The organism is Rhodococcus sp. SGAir0479, from assembly GCF_005484805.1.
In the GTDB taxonomy this organism is placed as follows: domain Bacteria; phylum Actinomycetota; class Actinomycetes; order Mycobacteriales; family Mycobacteriaceae; genus Prescottella.
In genome coordinates this window covers 2339646-2356467 of sequence record NZ_CP039432.1, presented here as the reverse complement: position 1 = coordinate 2356467, position 16822 = coordinate 2339646, and the positions used below count along the sequence as shown (strand labels likewise).

12 protein-coding genes are annotated in these 16822 nt (G+C 69.6%); 4 read left to right on the top strand and 8 right to left on the bottom strand.

What is annotated here, in order from left to right; translation table 11 throughout:
* Positions 1-99: 99 nt before the first annotated feature.
* The 3 genes from E7742_RS11000 (at position 100) to E7742_RS10990 (ending at position 6135) form a co-directional block, all read left to right on the top strand.
* The gene (locus E7742_RS11000) at positions 100-4974 is read left to right on the top strand and encodes an NAD-glutamate dehydrogenase (RefSeq protein WP_137798987.1); all 4875 of its coding nucleotides are present in this window, start codon (positions 100-102) and stop codon (positions 4972-4974) included.
* A gap of 74 nt (positions 4975-5048) precedes the next feature.
* The gene (locus E7742_RS10995; RefSeq protein ID WP_302661130.1) at positions 5049-5462 is read left to right on the top strand and encodes an acyl-CoA thioesterase; all 414 of its coding nucleotides are present in this window, start codon (positions 5049-5051) and stop codon (positions 5460-5462) included.
* On the top strand, positions 5455-6135 hold the full coding sequence (locus E7742_RS10990; protein ID WP_137798986.1) for a hypothetical protein: 681 nt from the start codon (positions 5455-5457) through the stop codon (positions 6133-6135). Before E7742_RS10995 ends, E7742_RS10990 begins: the two co-directional genes overlap by 8 nt.
* On the opposite strand, the gene E7742_RS10985 is transcribed toward E7742_RS10990, so the two are convergent.
* From E7742_RS10985 to E7742_RS10960, 6 genes are all read right to left on the bottom strand, one after another.
* Positions 6125-6712, bottom strand: a complete 588-nt coding sequence (locus E7742_RS10985) for a TetR/AcrR family transcriptional regulator (RefSeq protein ID WP_137798985.1) — start codon at positions 6710-6712, stop codon at positions 6125-6127. The two genes, E7742_RS10990 and E7742_RS10985, sit on opposite strands and share 11 nt — an antisense overlap.
* On the bottom strand, positions 6709-7941 hold the full coding sequence (locus tag E7742_RS10980) for a cytochrome P450 (protein ID WP_137798984.1): 1233 nt from the start codon (positions 7939-7941) through the stop codon (positions 6709-6711). The genes E7742_RS10985 and E7742_RS10980 overlap by 4 nt, the downstream gene beginning before the upstream one ends.
* 58 nt (positions 7942-7999) lie before the next feature.
* Complete coding sequence (locus E7742_RS10975) at positions 8000-8941, bottom strand: 3-carboxyethylcatechol 2,3-dioxygenase (protein ID WP_137798983.1); 942 nt, start codon at positions 8939-8941, stop codon at positions 8000-8002.
* 16 nt (positions 8942-8957) lie between these two features.
* Positions 8958-9821: an alpha/beta fold hydrolase gene (locus tag E7742_RS10970; protein WP_137798982.1), complete on the bottom strand. Its 864-nt coding sequence runs from the start codon at positions 9819-9821 to the stop codon at positions 8958-8960.
* 11 nt (positions 9822-9832) lie between these two features.
* Positions 9833-11554 (bottom strand): bifunctional 3-(3-hydroxy-phenyl)propionate/3-hydroxycinnamic acid hydroxylase MhpA, encoded by a 1722-nt coding sequence (gene mhpA / locus E7742_RS10965; protein ID WP_137798981.1) that lies wholly within the window; start codon positions 11552-11554, stop codon positions 9833-9835.
* A gap of 333 nt (positions 11555-11887) precedes the next feature.
* A complete protein-coding gene (locus tag E7742_RS10960; RefSeq protein ID WP_137798980.1) occupies positions 11888-12589 on the bottom strand; it encodes an IclR family transcriptional regulator in 702 nt (233 codons plus the stop codon).
* A gap of 314 nt (positions 12590-12903) precedes the next feature.
* On the opposite strand from E7742_RS10960, the gene E7742_RS10955 reads away from it, so the two are divergent.
* Positions 12904-14280: an MFS transporter gene (locus E7742_RS10955; RefSeq protein ID WP_137798979.1), complete on the top strand. Its 1377-nt coding sequence runs from the start codon at positions 12904-12906 to the stop codon at positions 14278-14280.
* A 13-nt stretch (positions 14281-14293) separates the two neighbouring features.
* Here the strand turns inward: E7742_RS10955 and E7742_RS10950 are convergent, their stop codons facing one another.
* Entirely contained in the window at positions 14294-15070 is a 777-nt protein-coding gene (locus E7742_RS10950) for an SDR family oxidoreductase (protein WP_137798978.1), read from the bottom strand.
* Positions 15071-15199: 129 nt separating this feature from the next.
* A complete protein-coding gene (locus tag E7742_RS10945) occupies positions 15200-16804 on the bottom strand; it encodes a glycoside hydrolase family 13 protein (RefSeq protein ID WP_137798977.1) in 1605 nt (534 codons plus the stop codon).
* Positions 16805-16822: the final 18 nt, after the last annotated feature.

Sequence of the window (16822 nt, the reverse complement as noted above, 5' to 3'; positions counted from 1 at the left end):
GCGCTCCGGCGCCGCAGTCCCGCGCGACTCGGGGTCGCCGCGGTTAGGCTCGCCAGTGAGCCGACCCGCGGTGACCTCGAACACGGACGGAGCGTCGCGATGACCGATTCAGTGGATGCCGACTGGGCACACGAGCTGCCCGAGGACCTGAGGGCCCGGCTACCCGAACTGGCCACCGCATACTTCCGGCACACGTCGGCCGGTGAGCCGGACGGCGTTCTCGACGAGCACACCGACGCGATCCTCCGCGAGCACCTGGCGCTCGCCCGCCACCGCCTGCCCGGCCGCTCGGTCACGCGGGTGCACCGCCCGGGCGACGGCACCGGGGTGGGGGCGGCGCTGCAGGTCGTCACCGACGACATGCCGCTCATCGTCGAGTCGGTGACCGCGCTGCTGAGCCGACTCGAGGCGTCGATCGGCGAGGTGATCCACCCGATTCTCGGCGTGCTCCGAGACGACGACGGGTCGCTCCTGGAGATCTTCCCCGACGTCCCGGCCCGCGCACTTCCCGAGGGCACGGTCACGGAATCCTGGATGCACGTGCAACTGCACCCGGCGACCGAGGACTCGGTGCTCGACGCCCTCGAGTCCGCCATCGTCCACGTGCTGTCCGACGTCGGTCAGGTGGTGGCCGACACCGAGGCGATGCGCGCGTTGCAGCGGACTCTGGCCGCCGAACTCGATGTGTTGCAGGGCGATCCGCCCCCCGGTCGGTCCGCCGACGAACTGCGGGACTGTGCGGATCTGCTGCGGTGGCTCGCCGACGGGCACTTCACGGTCCTCGGCTATCGGCGGTACGACTGCGGCGCCGGCCCGGCCCGGCCCGTGCCGGACAGCGGACTGGGGGTCCTGCGGTCGGGCTCGCTCGCCGACGAGCACATCGAGATCCCGCTCGCGGCCGACATCCCCGACCGGCCGCTGCTGGTGCTGACACAGGGTTCGGCGCCGGCCACCGTGCACCGGTCGGTGTACCCGTACTTCGTGGGTGTGAGCATTCTCGGCGACGACGGGTCGATCGTCGGGGAACACCGCTTCCTCGGGGTGTTCACGGTGACCGCGCTGCACGAGAACGTGCTCGACATCCCGGTGATCGAGCGCCGGGTACGGACCGCGATCGCGCGCGCCGGCTTCGACCTGGACTCCTTCTCGGGGCAGGCGATGCTCGAGGTGGTGCAGTCGTTCCCGCGCACCGAACTGTTCTCGATCGACACCGACACCCTGGTCGGCACCATGACCGCGGTGCTCAACATCGGGCTGCGCCGGCAAGTGCGCCTGTTCATGCGCGAGGACACCTTCGGCCGGTTCGTCTCGTGCCTGGTCTACCTGCCGCGGGACCGCTACACCACGCGGGTCCGGCTCGCGATGCAACAGATCCTGCACGACGAACTCGGCGGCGGCGCAGTCGAATACACCGCCCGCGTCACCGAGGGCGATTTGGCGATGCTGCACGTGACGATCCGCCGGCCGGCCGGGGGGAGCGAGGCCCCCATCGACACGTCCGAGGCGAACCGGTTGCGGATCCAGGGACTGCTGGCCGCGGCGAGCCGGAGCTGGGACGATCATCTCGCCGACGCCGTGGCGTCCGACCCGGCGGTCGATCCGGCGCAGGCGACGCAGTACGCCGCCGTGCTGCCCGAGAGCTACAAGGAGGACTTCGGTCCGCAGCGCGCGCTCGCCGACATCGCTCGGCTCGATACGCTGCAGGAGGACTCGATCGACCTGCGTCTCTACCGCGACGAGTCGGCGCCGGCGGGGCAGTGGCAGTTCGCGCTGTACTTCGCGGGCGAGGGCATCTCGCTCTCACACGTGCTGCCGGTGCTGCACAGTCTGGGCGTGGAGGTCCTCGACGAGCGGCCGTACCAGGTGGTGCGCCCCGACTCGGTGCGCTGCTGGATCTACGACTTCGGGCTCGCGGTTCCGGCGGAGCTGCTGCGCGACGTGGCGCCGGATCTGCACGCGGGGGTGCCGGACGAGGCGCTGCGCGACCGCTTCACCGACGCCTTCACCGCGATCTGGCACGGACGCGCCGAGGCCGACCGGTTCAACGAACTGGTGTTGCGCGCGGGGCTCGACTGGCGGCAGGTGTCGGTGCTGCGGGCGTACGTGAAGTACCTGCGGCAGGCCGGATTCTCCTACAGCCAGGTCCACATCGAGTCGGTGGTGCTCGCGCACCCCGAGATCGCCTGTCGGCTCATCGAACTCTTCGAGGCCCAGTTCGACCCCGACCTTGCCGGGGACGGTGACGGCGAGCGCCGCCGCCACGACCTCGAGCACACACTGCGGACGGCGATCGGGGCGGTGGTCAGCCTCGACGTCGACCGCATCCTGCGCGCGCTGTTCGGGCTGGTGCGAGCGACCCTGCGGACGAACCGTTACGTGCAGGGCGACGGCGGCGCGCCGCGCGGGTTCCTCTCGCTCAAGTTCGATCCCACGCACATCTCCGAACTGCCCAAGCCTCGCCCGCGCTTCGAGGTGTTCGTGTACTCGCCCGACGTCGAGGGCGTCCATCTGCGCTTCGGTCCGGTCGCCCGCGGAGGGCTGCGATGGTCCGACCGCCGGGAGGACTTCCGCACCGAGATCCTCGGTCTCGCCAAGGCGCAGGCGGTCAAGAACGCCGTGATCGTCCCGGTGGGCGCCAAGGGCGGCTTCGTCGTCAAGCAACCCGTGCCGCCCACCGGCGACCCGGCGGTCGATCGGCAGGCCGTCCGGGACCAGGGCGTCGCGTGCTACCGCACGTTCATCTCGGGTCTGCTCGACGTCACCGACAACGTCGACCGCGCCTCGGGCGCGGTGGTGCCGCCCCCGCGGGACGTCCGCCGCGACGGCGACGACACCTATCTGGTCGTCGCCGCCGACAAGGGCACGGCGACGTTCTCCGACATCGCGAACGAGGTGGCCGCCGGGTACGGGTTCTGGCTGGGTGACGCGTTCGCCTCGGGCGGCTCGGCCGGGTACGACCACAAGGAGATGGGCATCACCGCGCGCGGCGCGTGGGAGAGTGTCAAACGGCACTTCCGGGAGCTCGAGATCGACGTCGCTGCAGACGATTTCACCGTCGTGGGTATCGGTGACATGAGCGGCGACGTGTTCGGCAACGGGATGCTGCTGAGCGAGCACATCCGCCTGGTGGCGGCGTTCGACCACCGGCACGTGTTCCTCGACCCGGACCCGGACGCGGCGCGGTCGTTCGCCGAGCGCCGGCGGATGTTCGCGCTGCCCCGCTCGTCGTGGGCCGACTACGACTCCTCGCTCATCAGCGAGGGCGGCGGCGTGTACGCGCGGACGGCGAAGTCGATCCCCGTCAGTGCGCAGGTCCGAGCCGCCCTCGGCCTCGACGGCGACGTGACCGAGATGGCGCCGCCGGATCTGGTGAAGGCGATCCTGACCGCTCCCGTGGATCTGCTGTGGAACGGCGGGATCGGCACGTACGTGAAGGCGTCCACCGAATCCGATGCCGCGGTGGGCGACAAGAGCAACGACGCCGTGCGGGTGCACGGCGCCGACCTGCGAGCCCGCGTGGTCGGCGAGGGTGGAAACCTCGGGGTCACCCAGCTGGGGCGGATCGAGTACGCGCTGCGCGGCGGCAAGATCAATACCGATGCGATCGACAACTCCGCGGGCGTGGACTGCTCCGATCACGAGGTGAACATCAAGATCCTGCTCGATTCGCTGGTCAGCAACGGCGAACTCGCGTCGCAGGACCGGGACCCACTGCTCGCGTCCATGACCGACGAGGTCGCGCGACTGGTGTTGGCGGACAACATCTCCCAGAACGACCAGCTGGGGATGTCCCGGGCCAGTGCGCCGCAGTTCCTGGAGGTGCACAAGCGGCTGATCGCGTCGCTGGTCGCGCACCACGGACTGGACCGCAAGCTCGAGGCGCTGCCCTCGGAGGCGGAGTTCGGCAGGCGAGCCCAGGCCGGTATCGGGCTGACCTCGCCGGAACTGGCGACCGTGATGGCGCACGTCAAGCTCGCGCTCGAGCAGGACCTGCACGCAACGGAACTGCCCGACAACGAGTTCTTCGCGGCCCGGCTGCCGGACTACTTCCCGGCCCAGCTGCGGGCCCGGTTCCGGTCGTCGATCCGCGCGCATCCCCTGCGCCGCGAGATCGTCGCGACCATGCTGGCGAACGAGGCGATCGACAACGGCGGCATCACGTACGTGTACCGGCTCGCGGAGGACGCAGGGGCGTCGAGCACCGACGCGATCCGCGCCTACGCCGCCGTCACGGAGATCTTCGAACTCCGGGACGTGTGGGAACGCGTCCGCACGGCGGACATGCCGACGGACATGTCGGACGAGCTGATGCTGCAGTCGCGGCGGGTGCTCGACCGGGCCTCGCGCTGGTTCCTGTCCAACCGTCCGCAGCCGATCGCGGTCGGTGCCGAGATCAGCCGGTACTCGGCGTCGTTCCGTAAGCTCGCACCGCAAGTGCCCGGCTGGCTACGTGGGCACCACGTGACCGATCTGGACGCACGGTCGCGCTCGGCCATCGCCGACGGGGCGCCCAGGGAGCTCGCGCTCGAGGTGTATCGGCTGCTGGACCTGTTCTGCCTGCTCGACATCATCGACATCGCCGACATCGCCGAGCGCGACGGCGAGGAGGTCGCGGAGCTGTACTTCGCGCTCGACGCGCATCTGGGGATCGACTGGCTGCTCACCGCGGTCTCGGACCTCGCGCGCGGGGACCGCTGGCATGCGCTGGCGCGACTGGCGCTGCGCGACGACCTGTACGGGTCGCTGCGCTCGCTCACCCTCGAGGTGCTCACCGGCGGTGAGCCCACCGAGTCGCCGCAGGAGAAGATCGCGTACTGGGAGTCGACCAACGCGTCGCGACTCGCCCGGGCGAGGTCCGCGCTCGGCGAGATCTTCGAGTCTGGGACGCTGGACCTCGCGACGCTCTCGGTGGCGGCGCGTCAGGTACGCAGCATGGTGCGGGGTGTGGGCACCAGATCGGAGGTCGGACGTTGAGCGGGTCGCGAGGATCGGCGGAGAGCGGGTCACAGGACCGGGCGCGGAACGGGTTCGCGGTCGGAGCGCCGCCGGTGGGATTCCACACCAAGGTGGTGGTCCGCTGGTCCGACATGGACGCGTTCCGGCACATCAACCACGCCCGGATGGTGACGTTGCTCGAGGAGGCCCGGATTCCGTGGCTGTTCGAGGACGGGACGCCGACGGTCACCCTGCGCGACGGCGCGGTGATCGCCGATCTGCACGTGCGTTACCGCGGCCAGTTGCGTCACGAGGACAGTCCACTCGACGTCCTGATGTGGGTCGAGAAGATCCGGGCCGTGGACTTCACGATCGCGTACGAGGTGCGGCCCGGGGGAGCGGCGCCGACGACGCCGCCGTCGATCGTCGCGTCGACCCAGATCGCGGCCTTCGACATCGGCACCCAGCGGCTGCGCCGGTTGACCGCGGCCGAGCGCGGCTACCTGGAGCTGTGGCAGCGTGCCTGAGCGGCTGCTGACGATTCCCGACGCGGCGGACCGCTCCGACCTCGCGGTGTTCGTCGGCCGTGCGGTCCGGCTCGACGAGGCGGCGGTCGTCCGGCTCCGGCGCCGCGACGACGGGCGCGTCTCCGCCTGGTGTGCAACCGGTTTCGATGCACTGGCGACACGCGTCGTCGCCGGCGACGTCCGCCCGCAGGACACCACCGCGGCCGGGGACGTCCTGCTGCGGGCACTGGGCCAAGGCGGCAGCGAGATCGATCCCGGGTTCGCGATGGACTCCGCGTGGCGCGGGGCCCTGCCGCCCGAGTCCGGCTTCGTCCACGTGGACGACGTGCCGGCCCGCATCCTGCTCGAACTGGCGCAGCGCGGCGCCGCCCTCGCGAAGGAGCACGGCAGCACGCAGGGACCGCCGACGTCGCTGCTGGACCAGGAGGTGCTCCGGGTCGAGGGTGGCGAGATCGCGCTGGCGGTGTCGATGCGGACCGTGTTCGCGCTCGCCGGGATGGGGTTCGTCCCACTCGCCGACGGAAGACCCGCGACGGCCGACACCGGCACGGACGCCGTCGCCGAGTCGGAGATCGTCCGGGTACGGGCCACGCCGTCGTGGCTCCGGCTGGACGCCCGGCACGGCTCCGTCTACGCCCGGCGTGCGGGCGCGATCCCGCTGTTCACGGCGTAGGTACCAGCACCGGAACCAGGAACTGCTCGACCATCGCGCGTTCGTCGTCGTCGTCGCGGCCGGGAACTGTCAGCAGCGAGACGATCGCGCGCACCAACCACCGTGCGCGGCGGGCGATCTCGGCGTCGTCCGCGTTCCAGACGTCGGCGAGGAAGGACGTGCCGAGCACCTCGATCACTTCCGAGGTGCTCGCCAGCTCGGACGCCAGACCCGCATCGCCGAGGCCGAACCACGCGGCCAGGGTGGGAGTCGCGCGCACTTCCCGGACCGCCATGAGGACGGCCTCGGTCACGCGGGCGCGCGGCTCGGCGATGGCCGCCACAGCCGTCGCGACCCCCTCACCGAGCGCGCGGGCCTCCCGGTGCACGAACGCCCGTTGCAGCGCGCGACGGTTCTCGAAGTAGCGGTACAGCGTCGCGCGGGAACACCCGGCCGCCTTCGCGACCGCGCCCATTCCTGTCGCCGCGACACCCTGTTCCACGAACAGTGCGGCGGCGGCGTCGAGGATCTTCTCGGCCGCCACTTCGGTCCGCTCGTCGGCGAGCCACGAGCCGGATGCGTTGACGGACACGGTCATCGCGCGTGGAACGGGACGTGGACCGGACGGCGGACGTAATTGCCCGCGGCGTATTCGACACCGTCGATGTCGACGTCGAAGTCCGGGCAGCGGGCCAGCAGTTCCTCGAGCGCCACCCGGGCCTGCATGCGGGCGGCGGCCGCGCCGAGGCAGTGGTGGTTGCCGTTGCTGAACGTCATGATCTGGCGGGGGCCGCGCAGCACGTCGAGTTCCTCGGCGTCGGGGCCGTACACGCGCGGGTCCCGATTCGCGGAGCCGTACACCAACAGCACCTTGCGGCCGGCCGGAATGGTGACACCCTCGATGGTGACGTCGGTCGTCGTGGTGCGGGCCAGCCCCTGGACGGGGGAGGTGAGCCGGAGCAGTTCCTCGACCGCGCCCGGGATCAGCGACGGGTCGTCGAGCAACAGCCGGCGTTGGTCGCGGCGCTGGGTGAGCAGTTGCACGGCACCGCCGAGCATGCCCGTCGTGGTGTCGTTGCCCCCGGTGACCATGGTGAACGCGAAGCCGAGGATCGACAGCAGACCGGAGACGTCGCCGTCGGCGCCCAGGCCCGCGGCCACCAGGTGCGAGATCGTGTCGTCCCCCGCGGTACCGGCGGCCACGTCCGCCTTGCGGCGGTCGATGAGGCCGCCGAAGTAGGTCATGAGTTCGACCACCGCGGTCTGGGCCGCGAGGGGATCGCCGGTGGTGTTGGCGGCGACGATCGCCTCGGTCCACCCGTCGAACCGGCCGCGGTCCTCGGCCGGCACCCCCAGATAGTGGGCGACCACCATGCTGGGCAACGGCTTGAACAGGGCCGTGACGATGTCGCCGTCACCGTCCGCGCGCAGTTCCTCGAGCCGCTCGACGACGAAGCGGCGCACTTCGGGCTCGACGGCCTCCACCTGGCGGGGCGTGAAACCGCGCGCGACGAGGCGGCGGAACTGCGTGTGCACCGGTGGATCGAGCATCACCAGCGGCGGATTGTCGCGCAGGCCGATCTTGTCGAGTTCGCCGTAGCTCATGGTGAGACCCTCGGCGGACGAGAACGTCTCGGCGTCGCGCGCCGCCGCGTAGACGTCCGCGTGCCGGGTGAGCACCCAGTAGTCGTCCGCGGGGGCGCTGTCGGGCACGACGTGGTGCACCGGATCGTGATCACGCAACGCCGCGTACATCGGCCACGGATCCCGCCAGGACGCGCCGGAGCGGGGAACGTACGCCGCGGAGCCGGACAGAGTCGTCGTCATGCCTCAACGGTGAGACAGATCACCCGAGTTGTCAACCCGCGGCCGCGGCGGGCTGCGGTCAGCGTGGGACGGCGGTGGTGACGGCGAAGCCGGCGATGTATTCGCGGATGGGCCGGTAGAACTCGTAGGTGACGTCGTAGTCGCCGCACGCGTGCAGTGCCGAGTACGCGGCCACCCAGGTGCGGACCTCGTGGGAGGAGTGCCCGGCGACGGCGTCCATGTCGTCGGCGGTGTAGTGGTCGAAGTCCTCGACGTGTCCGGAGCGGCAGACGTCGAGGAATCCGCGGTCCCAGTCGGGGTTGAGGTCCATGATGTCCGCTTCGCCGGCGGCGAAGCGGCGCGCGGTCGCGATCGTGTTGGCTTGCCGCGCCGCGCGCGCCTCCGCGGTGGGATGGCGTCCGGCGGTGAGGAACTCGCGTTGGGTGTCGGTGGCCGTCGTGTACTGCGGGACCGGTGGGTCGTGGGAGAGTCCGCCGGAGCCGAGGAACAGCACCCGGTGGTCGGCGGTGCGGAAGTACTCGCCGACGGCCTGCCCGAACGCCCGGACCCGCGACATCGGGACGAACGGGCGAGCCACCGAATTCACGAAGATCGGCAGCACCGGCCGGGCGGCGGCGTCGCCGTCGTGCAGGATCTCCATCGGCTGCACGGCGCCGTGGTCGACCTCCATGCGCCGCGAGATCGCCAAGTCGATGCCGCGGTCGATGACGAATTGTGCGAGGTCTTCGGCGATCTTTTCGGGGACGTCGAGTTCGCCCGCGAACGAGTCGTAGTCCCCGGTGCCGTGGGCACGGTAGCCGAGGCAGAACGGCGGCATGAGGTCGTAGAAGAACCCGTTGAAGTGGTCCGGGCCGAAGTTCACCACCAGATCGGGATCGAAGTCGCGCACGAACGTCCGCGCGTGCTCGAACGCACCCTGCACCGATGCGGCGACGTCGGCGGGCGGGTCGGCGTGGTCGAGCAGTGGGCTGTGGGACATGCACAGCAGTGCCTGGGGCATGACGATCCTCCTCCGGTCAGCGGTCGGTGTCGGCGTGGCGTGCGAGGTAGCTGCCGACGACCTCGTTGAACTCGGTGGCGCGTTCGACCTGGGACCAGTGGCCGCACTGGCTGAAGATGTGCGCGTCGGCGTGGGGGATCACGTTGAGCAGCTCCCACGTCCGCGACACCGGGATCACGACGTCCTGGACGCCGTGGATGAGCAGGACCGGGATGTCGAGGCGGGCGAGGACGTCGAAGTCCAGCGGCAGCGCGTGGCGGTCGCGGTCGCGGGCCGCGACGACGTCGGCGAGCCGGTCGGATGCGGTGTCGTTGAGGGCGGACCGGTAGCGCAGAGACACCAACTCGTCGGTGACCAGCGACGTGTCGACCACGAACATTTCGAGGGTGTCGCGGATGCCGTCCTCGGTGAGCGTCGGATTCGAATGTGCGGCAAGTGCTCCGGTCAGTTTGGCGCCGCCGGTGCCCATCGAGACGATGCCGAGCAGGCGTTCGGGGAAGTCGATCGCGAACTGGAACGCGAGCCAGCCGCCGAGGGAGTTGCCGACGATCCACGTCTTCTCGATGCCCAGCGCGTCGAGGACACGAACGGCGTGGCGGACCCATTCCTTGATGCCGTAGGCGGTGCCGTCGGCGACGACGGTCTGTCCGTAGCCGATGGAGTCGATGGCGATGCAGCGCCCGTAGCGGCTCAGTTCGGGGAGGTTGAGCCACCAGTTCGCGGCGGCGGTGACGCCGGTGCCGGAGCCGTGCAGGAACAGGATCGGGGTGCCCTCGCCGAGCTCGTGGTAGTGGGTGAGCTCACCGTCGGCGGTCTCGAGCCACTTGTCCTCGAGCCCGAAGAAGGCGTCGGTCGTGTAGTCGGGGGTCGGGACGGACATGGGAATCTCCTTCAGTTGGCGAGCGACGGCTGGGCGGCGACGGACGTGGGGCGGCCGGTGAACGACATCGCCGCCAGGATCGCGTCCAATGTCGCCGGGGCATGCTGCGTGAGACACGCGCCGGCGACGAACCGATCCGGGCGCAGGAAGATCATCGGTGTCGGGCGATCGTCGAACCACTTCTTGACCTGACCCGTGTGGTCGCCCAGAACCAGCACATCGTCGCCCATGTACCGCTCGGCCCACTCGCGCTGTGTCTCGGGGACGATCGCGACCAGACGGGCGCCCAGGGCGTCGAGCTTGTCGAGGGATTCCTGCGGGAGCAGATCGCGAGGGTTGTTGCCCCACACGAGAACCGACCACCAGTTGCCGATCGCGTCGTCGAGCAGCACGTCGGCGACGTCGTGGGTGGTCACACGCGGCTGCGGAAATTGCACGCCGACGGGGGAGACGGTGGTGTTGGCGGTCCGGGTCGGGACCAACCGGCTCGTCAGCTTCGCTGTCGCGCGGCCCGACGCCTGCGTCGTGGGGTCGGCCAGGACGCCGCGGGTGTAGCGCGGCATCGGCTTGAACCGCATGTCGGCGAAATAGCTCTTGACTTGGGGTAGCAGGTTCAACGCCGACGAGGCTGCATCGCGGAGGGCTGCGCCCAGGGGGTGGGTGATCTTGATGAACCTGCCGAAGGTCAGCGACAGGTCGACCATCGCCTGGGCGTGGTCCTTGCGCTCGTCGGTGTAGGTGTCGAGCAGCGCGTCGTCGGCCTGGCCGGACAGGACGGTGGCCAGCTTCCAGCCCAGGTTGGTGGCGTCGCGCATACCGGAGTTCCAGCCCTGGCCCATCCACACGGGCATGAGATGCGCAGCGTCTCCGGCGATGATCTGGCGGCCCTTGCGGAAGCTCGATGCCACCCGCCCGTGGTGGGTGAACACCCGACGACGGATGAAGTCGAGTTGTGACGGGTCCGGGACATGCTCGGCGAGAAGAGCGTTCACGAACACAGGATCGGTGACCTGCTCTTCGGTCTCGTGGTCGTGGAGCATGAACTCCCACCGCCGGACCGCATGCGGAAGCCCGATGGAGACGTAGGGACGTTTGGGGTCGGCACCGAGGAACACGTTGGGAGTTCCGAGGGGGTCGTTGTTCACGTCGACCACCAGCCACCGCGTCGAGGGGGATTCGCCCTCGAAGGTCACGCCCATGCGCTTGCGGGTCGGCGACTTGCCACCCTCGCAGCCTACGAGGTAGCGGGCCCGGAACCGATGCTCCTCGACCTCGCCGTCGTCGCCGGCGGTCAGTGCGACCGCGGTGACGAAGTCGGCGTCCTCGTCGACATTCTCTACGCGGTGGCCGAACAACACCCGTACGTTCTCGAACCGCCGCAGTCCCTCGTAGAGCGCTCGGTCGACCTCGGGCTGGATGAACCCGTGCTTGCGCTCCCAGCCGAACTCGCGTGTCTGCGGGTTGTTGACCAGCATGACCTTTCCGCCACCGTTGACCAGACGCATGATGTGCTGCGGATTCGTATGTGGCCGAACGGCATCGACGAGGCCGACGGCCTGAATCGTACGGAAGGACTCGTCGTCGAGACCGACTCCGCGCGGGTAGTCGATCAGGTCGTCGAGGGCCTCGAGCACTGTCACCGAGCGGCCGTACCGGCCGAGAATGTTGGCGAGCATCAGGCCGACCGGTCCGGCGCCGACGATGACGACGTCGCTGTCGTGGGTGGTGTTCATGAGTTCCTATCTGCGCGCGTTCGGCGATTGCGCGTCAGCGCTCGTCGAAGCGCTGAGCATCCTGTGGAATCCGAGCGGATGGAGGTGTCGTGGTCGCCCCGTGACCGGACACTCGACGGCGCCGCGCCGTCCGATGCTGGTGTTCACATATCGAGCCTCGGTGATCGTTAGTTGCACAGCGGTCATCATTATGTGAACACGAGCACGCCTCCGCTGGCAAGCCTGGAGCCGGGAACGGGGCGGCGAAACGACGACGACCCGCGCTGCCGGGCGGCAGTGCGGGTCGCGGGTCGGGGTCCGGGAGTGGCGTGTCCTAGTCGGCGTAGGTACTGGTCATCGCAGGTTTCGGCTCAGTCGTCCGGCGGCGGCGAGGGTCGCCTCCACCGAGCGATCGATGAGTTCGCGTGATGCGCTGATCAGCGTCAGGCAGGCCGCGGGTTCGTTCTCCACCCGAGCCAGCGGAACCCCGAGCCCCCAGTAGCCCGCCTCGACCTCGCCGAAACTCACGACGTATCCGGTCCGGCGTCCCTCCGTGACCCGCGGGTCCTCACCGGAGCGAGGGGGAAGAGCGGTCAGCAACGCGTACCCGGCGGCGCCGCGGTCGAGTGGGTGGCGCCCGCCCTGACGGAACGAGACCCGCACGTTGGAGTCTCGCGGCTCGGCCACCACGACCGCGACGGCGTCCTCTGCCTCGGCAACGAAGAGGGCGACACTCGCACCGAGTTCGTCGGCCAAGTCCTGCATCAGCGGGGTCGCGAGTTCGCGCAAACCCGAGTACACCTCGCGTGCCAGGGCTGCGAGCCCGCCGGCCGCGCGGTACCGGCCGTCCGGGCCCCGATTGATCAACCGGTACTCCGCAATCGTGGACAGCAGGCGCGTCGCGATACTGCGATGCACGCCCAGCCGGTCGGCGACTTCCTGAATCGACAGTCCGCCAGGGGAATTCGCAACCAATTCGAGCGCGTGCAGTCCGCGGGCAAGGGTCTGGGTGCCCGCGGTACGAGTTGACGTCGAGTTCGTCTCGGTGGAAGCCACAGTTCACTCTATGTCGATGCGCGTGGGGACAACGCACTCCGCAGGGGGCGGCGAGTGCGGCCGCCCGTGATTGACATCGTTGGTGAGTCCTGTCACCCTGGTTGCTCCGTGAGCGTGCCGGAGCCCCGCCGACACCTTGCGCCTCTCGTGTAGTCATTTCCGAAAGCCGGTGAGCGACCCTTCGCGCCGTGCCTTTCGAGACGTCGAAACCCATCCTTCCCGGTCGGACCGCATCCGACCGACAGTCCCATCGGCTGCTTGCGTGCACCATTCGGCGAGCGCCGGGGACGGAGCTGCCCCGAAAGGCCACAGTCATGGACATCCGCGAAGCGATCCGGACCCGACCGATGCGGAGGTATCAGATCCAGACGATCACGATCTGCTTTCTCCTCTGCATGGTGGACGGTTTCGAAATTCTGATCATGGCGTTCGTGGCGCCTCACCTGAGCAAGGACTGGGACCTCGATTCCGTCCAGATCGGGTACCTTCTCAGTGCCGGCCTGATCGGGATGGCGGTGGGAGCATTCTTCCTCTCCCCGCTCGCCGACCGGGTGGGGCGCCGGCCGATGACCATCGCATGCCTGGCCCTCATCACCGTGGGTATGGGCCTGTCCGCAGTCGCGGGCGGTCTCGAGCAGTTGATCGCCTTTCGGGCCTTCGCCGGACTGGGCATCGGTGGCCTCGTGGCGAGCCTGAACATCCTGGTCTCGGAGAACAGCAGTGACCGGCGACGTGGCCTCGCACTGGGTGTCTACGGGGCCGGACTTCCGGCCGGCGTCGCGCTGGGCGGCGCGATCTCCGGGGTCCTGATCTCCCACTTCGGATGGCGCTCCGCGTTCGTCTTCGGCACCGTCGTGACCGGCATCCTGCTGCTCGTCGTCATACGCGCGCTACCCGAGTCGACCGACTTCCTCATCGAGAAGCGGCCGAAGAACGCACTCGCCAAGTACAACGCGATCGCGACGAAGCTCGGATACGAATCGTCCCGGCATCTTCCGTCGCCGTCCGAGACGGGGCCGGCAGGGTCCGTCCGTCACGGGCTGTTCACCGGCGTCATGGGACGTCGCACCGTGCTGCTGTGGCTCGGCTACTCGTGCCTGATGGCGGCATTCTATTTCGCCAACACGTGGACGCCGAAGATGCTCACCGACGTCACCGACGACGCCGGTGTCGGCACCGTCGCGGGCGTGCTCATCAACGTCGGCGGCGTGCTCGGCGCGCTGGTCTTCGCCGCCCTGACGATGGTCGTCCGCCCCCGCGTGGTGAACACGTTGCTCATGTTCGCGGGCGCGATCGTCTTCGCGGCGTACGCCGGCGGATTCGAGATCGTCGCGCTGGGCATGGCGCTGTGCATCCTGGTCGGGATGGCGGCCAACGGCGGTGTCGCAGGCTTCTACGCGATCAGTCCCTCGGTCTACCCGGCCTCGGTCCGCGGGACCGGCGTCGGGCTCATGATCGGCGTCGGCCGGCTCGTGTCCATCGTCGCGCCCATCCTCACCGGCTACCTGATCGACGCGGGCTGGGCCCCCGCGGACCTGTACCGCTTGTTCGGGGTGGTCCTCGTTGCGGCGGGAGCGTTCATGTTCGCCCTCGACCGCAGCTACCGCAGCCGGGCCGGGGATCCGGATGCGCAGGAGAACTCGGACGGAGTATCCGCCCGGTCGGTCGCGGTGCCGATGTCCGGTAGCTGAACTGCGGCCGACGCTACTGGCCCATCACGTACTTCACCGTCGGGCCGGCCGTCCATCCGCCGTCGACGGCAATCTCCGCTCCGGTCACGTAGGACGCCGCGTCCGACAGCAGGTACGTCACGGCGCCGGCGATCTCGTCGGCCTCGCCGACCCGGCCCATCGGGGTGTTGGGGTAGTTGCCCTCGCCCTGCACGATGCCGACCTCCGCCGTCATCGGCGTGTACGTCATGCCCGGATGGACCGAATTCACGCGGATCCGGTCGGTGCCGAGCTCGACGGCGGCGATCTTGGTGAGTCCCCGGACGCCCCACTTCGACGCCCCGTAGCCGGCGGTCAGTGCCAGCCCCATGAGGCCGGCCGCCGACGAGATGTTCACGATCGAACCGCCGCCCGCCGTGCGCATCGGGGCTATGACGGCCTGGATGCCGTTGAACACGCCCACCAGATTGATGTCGAGGACCTTGCGGAAGTGTTCGAGCGGTTCGTGCTCGATGTACTGGCCGGTGGAGACGCCCGCGTTGTTCACCAGGCCCGTCAGGGAGCCGAACTCGGCAACCGCGTGCTCCACCGCCGCGCGCCAGGCGTCGGCGTCGGTGACATCGAGGTGTACGAAGCGGGCGGCGTCGCCGAGCTCGTCGGCGGTGGCCCGGCCCTCGTCGTCGAGGACGTCGGCGATCACCACCCGGCCGCCACCGTCGACTATCCGGCGCGCGAAGGCGGCGCCCAGTCCGCGGGACCCGCCCGTGACGAGAACGACTTTGTCGGACAACATCTTCGGACTCTCGCTCATGTGCCTCACCTTTTCGCGTCGACTGGGGCGAATTCGCCTGCAACGCCGCCGACGACCCGTGCCCACGACCCTAGGGAGGGTCCGCCGACCGGCGACATCGTGCTTCCCGCTGGGCGGGAGGGGCCGGCGTCAGACCAGCCAGGCCGCGGAATTCGCCGGGAGAAGTCCGCCCGTGAGTGGCAGGCTCGACAACACCACGGAACCCGGGGGCAGTTGGATCGCGCTGTCGGTGGCATTGAGGACGCAGATCAGACCGCCCCGCCGCCGAAACGCGAAACACCCGGGCGGGCTTCCGTACCAATCTATCTCGGCTCCCGAGCACTCCGGAAGGGCTGCGCGCAACTCCAGCGCCGCGCGGTAGAGCGACAGTGTCGATCCGACGTCCTCGAGCTGCGCCTCCACCGACAGCGCCGCCCAGTCCGGCGGCACCGGTAACCAGGTCTCCGGGGTGGTCGAGAACCCGAACGGCGGATGCGATCCCTCCCACGGCAACGGCACCCGGCAGGCGTCGCGGCCGCGTTCGGTGTGCCCGGACCGCTCCCACACGGGGTCCTGGAGGGCGGCGTCGGGCAGGTCGACGTTCGGCAGACCGAGCTCGGCCCCGTTGTAGACGAACACCGCGCCGGGCAGCGCGAGTTCGACGAGGGCCATCGCGCGGGCGCGGGCGAGGCCGCGCTCGCCGTCCCCGTACCGCGTGACCTCCCGCTCCACGTCGTGGTTCGACAACGTCCAGGTCGGCGTGCCACCCACCCGCGTGACGGCGTCGAGCGAGTTCTCGATCGACGCGCGCACCGCGTCCGCGTCGAACGCGGTCTCGGCCAGCCGGAAGTTGAAACCCAGATGCAGCTCGTCGGGTCGGATGTACTCGCCGAACCGCTCGTTGTCGCGCACCCAGATCTCGCCGACCGCCATCGCGTACGGGTACTCGTTCATGACCCTGCGGATGTCGCGGTGGATCTCGTGGACGGCAGGGTTGTTGAACCGCGGATCGTCGTCGTCGTTGCGGAGCAGGGCGTTGGTGTCCCAGTCGTGGTCGGGCAGGCCCTCGGGCTTGGCCATGCCGTGCGCCACGTCGATCCGGAACCCGTCGATGCCGCGGTGCAGCCAGAACCGGAGAGTCTTCTCGAGGTCGTCGAACACCTCGGGGTTCTCCCAGTTCAGGTCGGGCTGCTCGGCGGCGAAGATGTGCAGGTACCACTGGCCCGGTGTGCCGTCCGGTTCGGTCACCCGCGTCCAGGCCGGCCCGCCGAAGATGCTCGGCCAGTTGTTCGGCGGTTCGGACCCGTCCGGGCCGCGGCCGTCCCGGAAGATGTAGCGCGCGCGAGCACTGCTTCCGGGCGCGGCGGCGAGGGCCTCCCGGAACCACGGGTGCCGGTCGCTGGTGTGGTTGGGGACGAGGTCCATGGTGACGCGGATGCCGCGGGCGTGCGCCTCGGCGATGAGCGCGTCCATCGTCGCGAGATCGCCGAACAGTGGATCGATGTCGCGTGGGTCGGAGACGTCGTAGCCGTGGTCGGCCATGGGGGAGCGCATGACCGGACTGAGCCACAGCGCGTCGACCCCGAGCAGTTCGAGATACCCGAGCCGGTCGATCACACCGCCCAGATCGCCGACTCCGTCACCGTTCGAATCGGAGAACGACCGGGGATAGATCTGGTAGAAGACTGCGTCCGACCACCACGCCCGCGCATCGGGCGACGCGTGGGCGGTGGATGGAACCTCGCGAGGGGTCACAGCCACTCATAGTGCCGC

Excerpts from the sequence above, each read along its gene's own strand:
- mhpA (WP_137798981.1), bottom strand. The coding sequence starts at position 11,554 with ATGAACACCACCCACGACAGCGACGTCGTCATCGTCGGCGCCGGACCG.
- E7742_RS11000 (WP_137798987.1), top strand. The coding sequence starts at position 100 with ATGACCGATTCAGTGGATGCCGACTGGGCACACGAGCTGCCCGAGGAC.
- E7742_RS10955 (WP_137798979.1), top strand. The coding sequence starts at position 12,904 with ATGGACATCCGCGAAGCGATCCGGACCCGACCGATGCGGAGGTATCAG.
- E7742_RS10980 (WP_137798984.1), bottom strand. The coding sequence starts at position 7,941 with ATGACGACGACTCTGTCCGGCTCCGCGGCGTACGTTCCCCGCTCCGGC.
- E7742_RS10970 (WP_137798982.1), bottom strand. The coding sequence starts at position 9,821 with ATGTCCGTCCCGACCCCCGACTACACGACCGACGCCTTCTTCGGGCTC.
- E7742_RS10975 (WP_137798983.1), bottom strand. The coding sequence starts at position 8,941 with ATGCCCCAGGCACTGCTGTGCATGTCCCACAGCCCACTGCTCGACCAC.
- E7742_RS10985 (WP_137798985.1), bottom strand. The coding sequence starts at position 6,712 with ATGACCGTGTCCGTCAACGCATCCGGCTCGTGGCTCGCCGACGAGCGG.
- E7742_RS10950 (WP_137798978.1), bottom strand. The coding sequence starts at position 15,070 with ATGAGCGAGAGTCCGAAGATGTTGTCCGACAAAGTCGTTCTCGTCACG.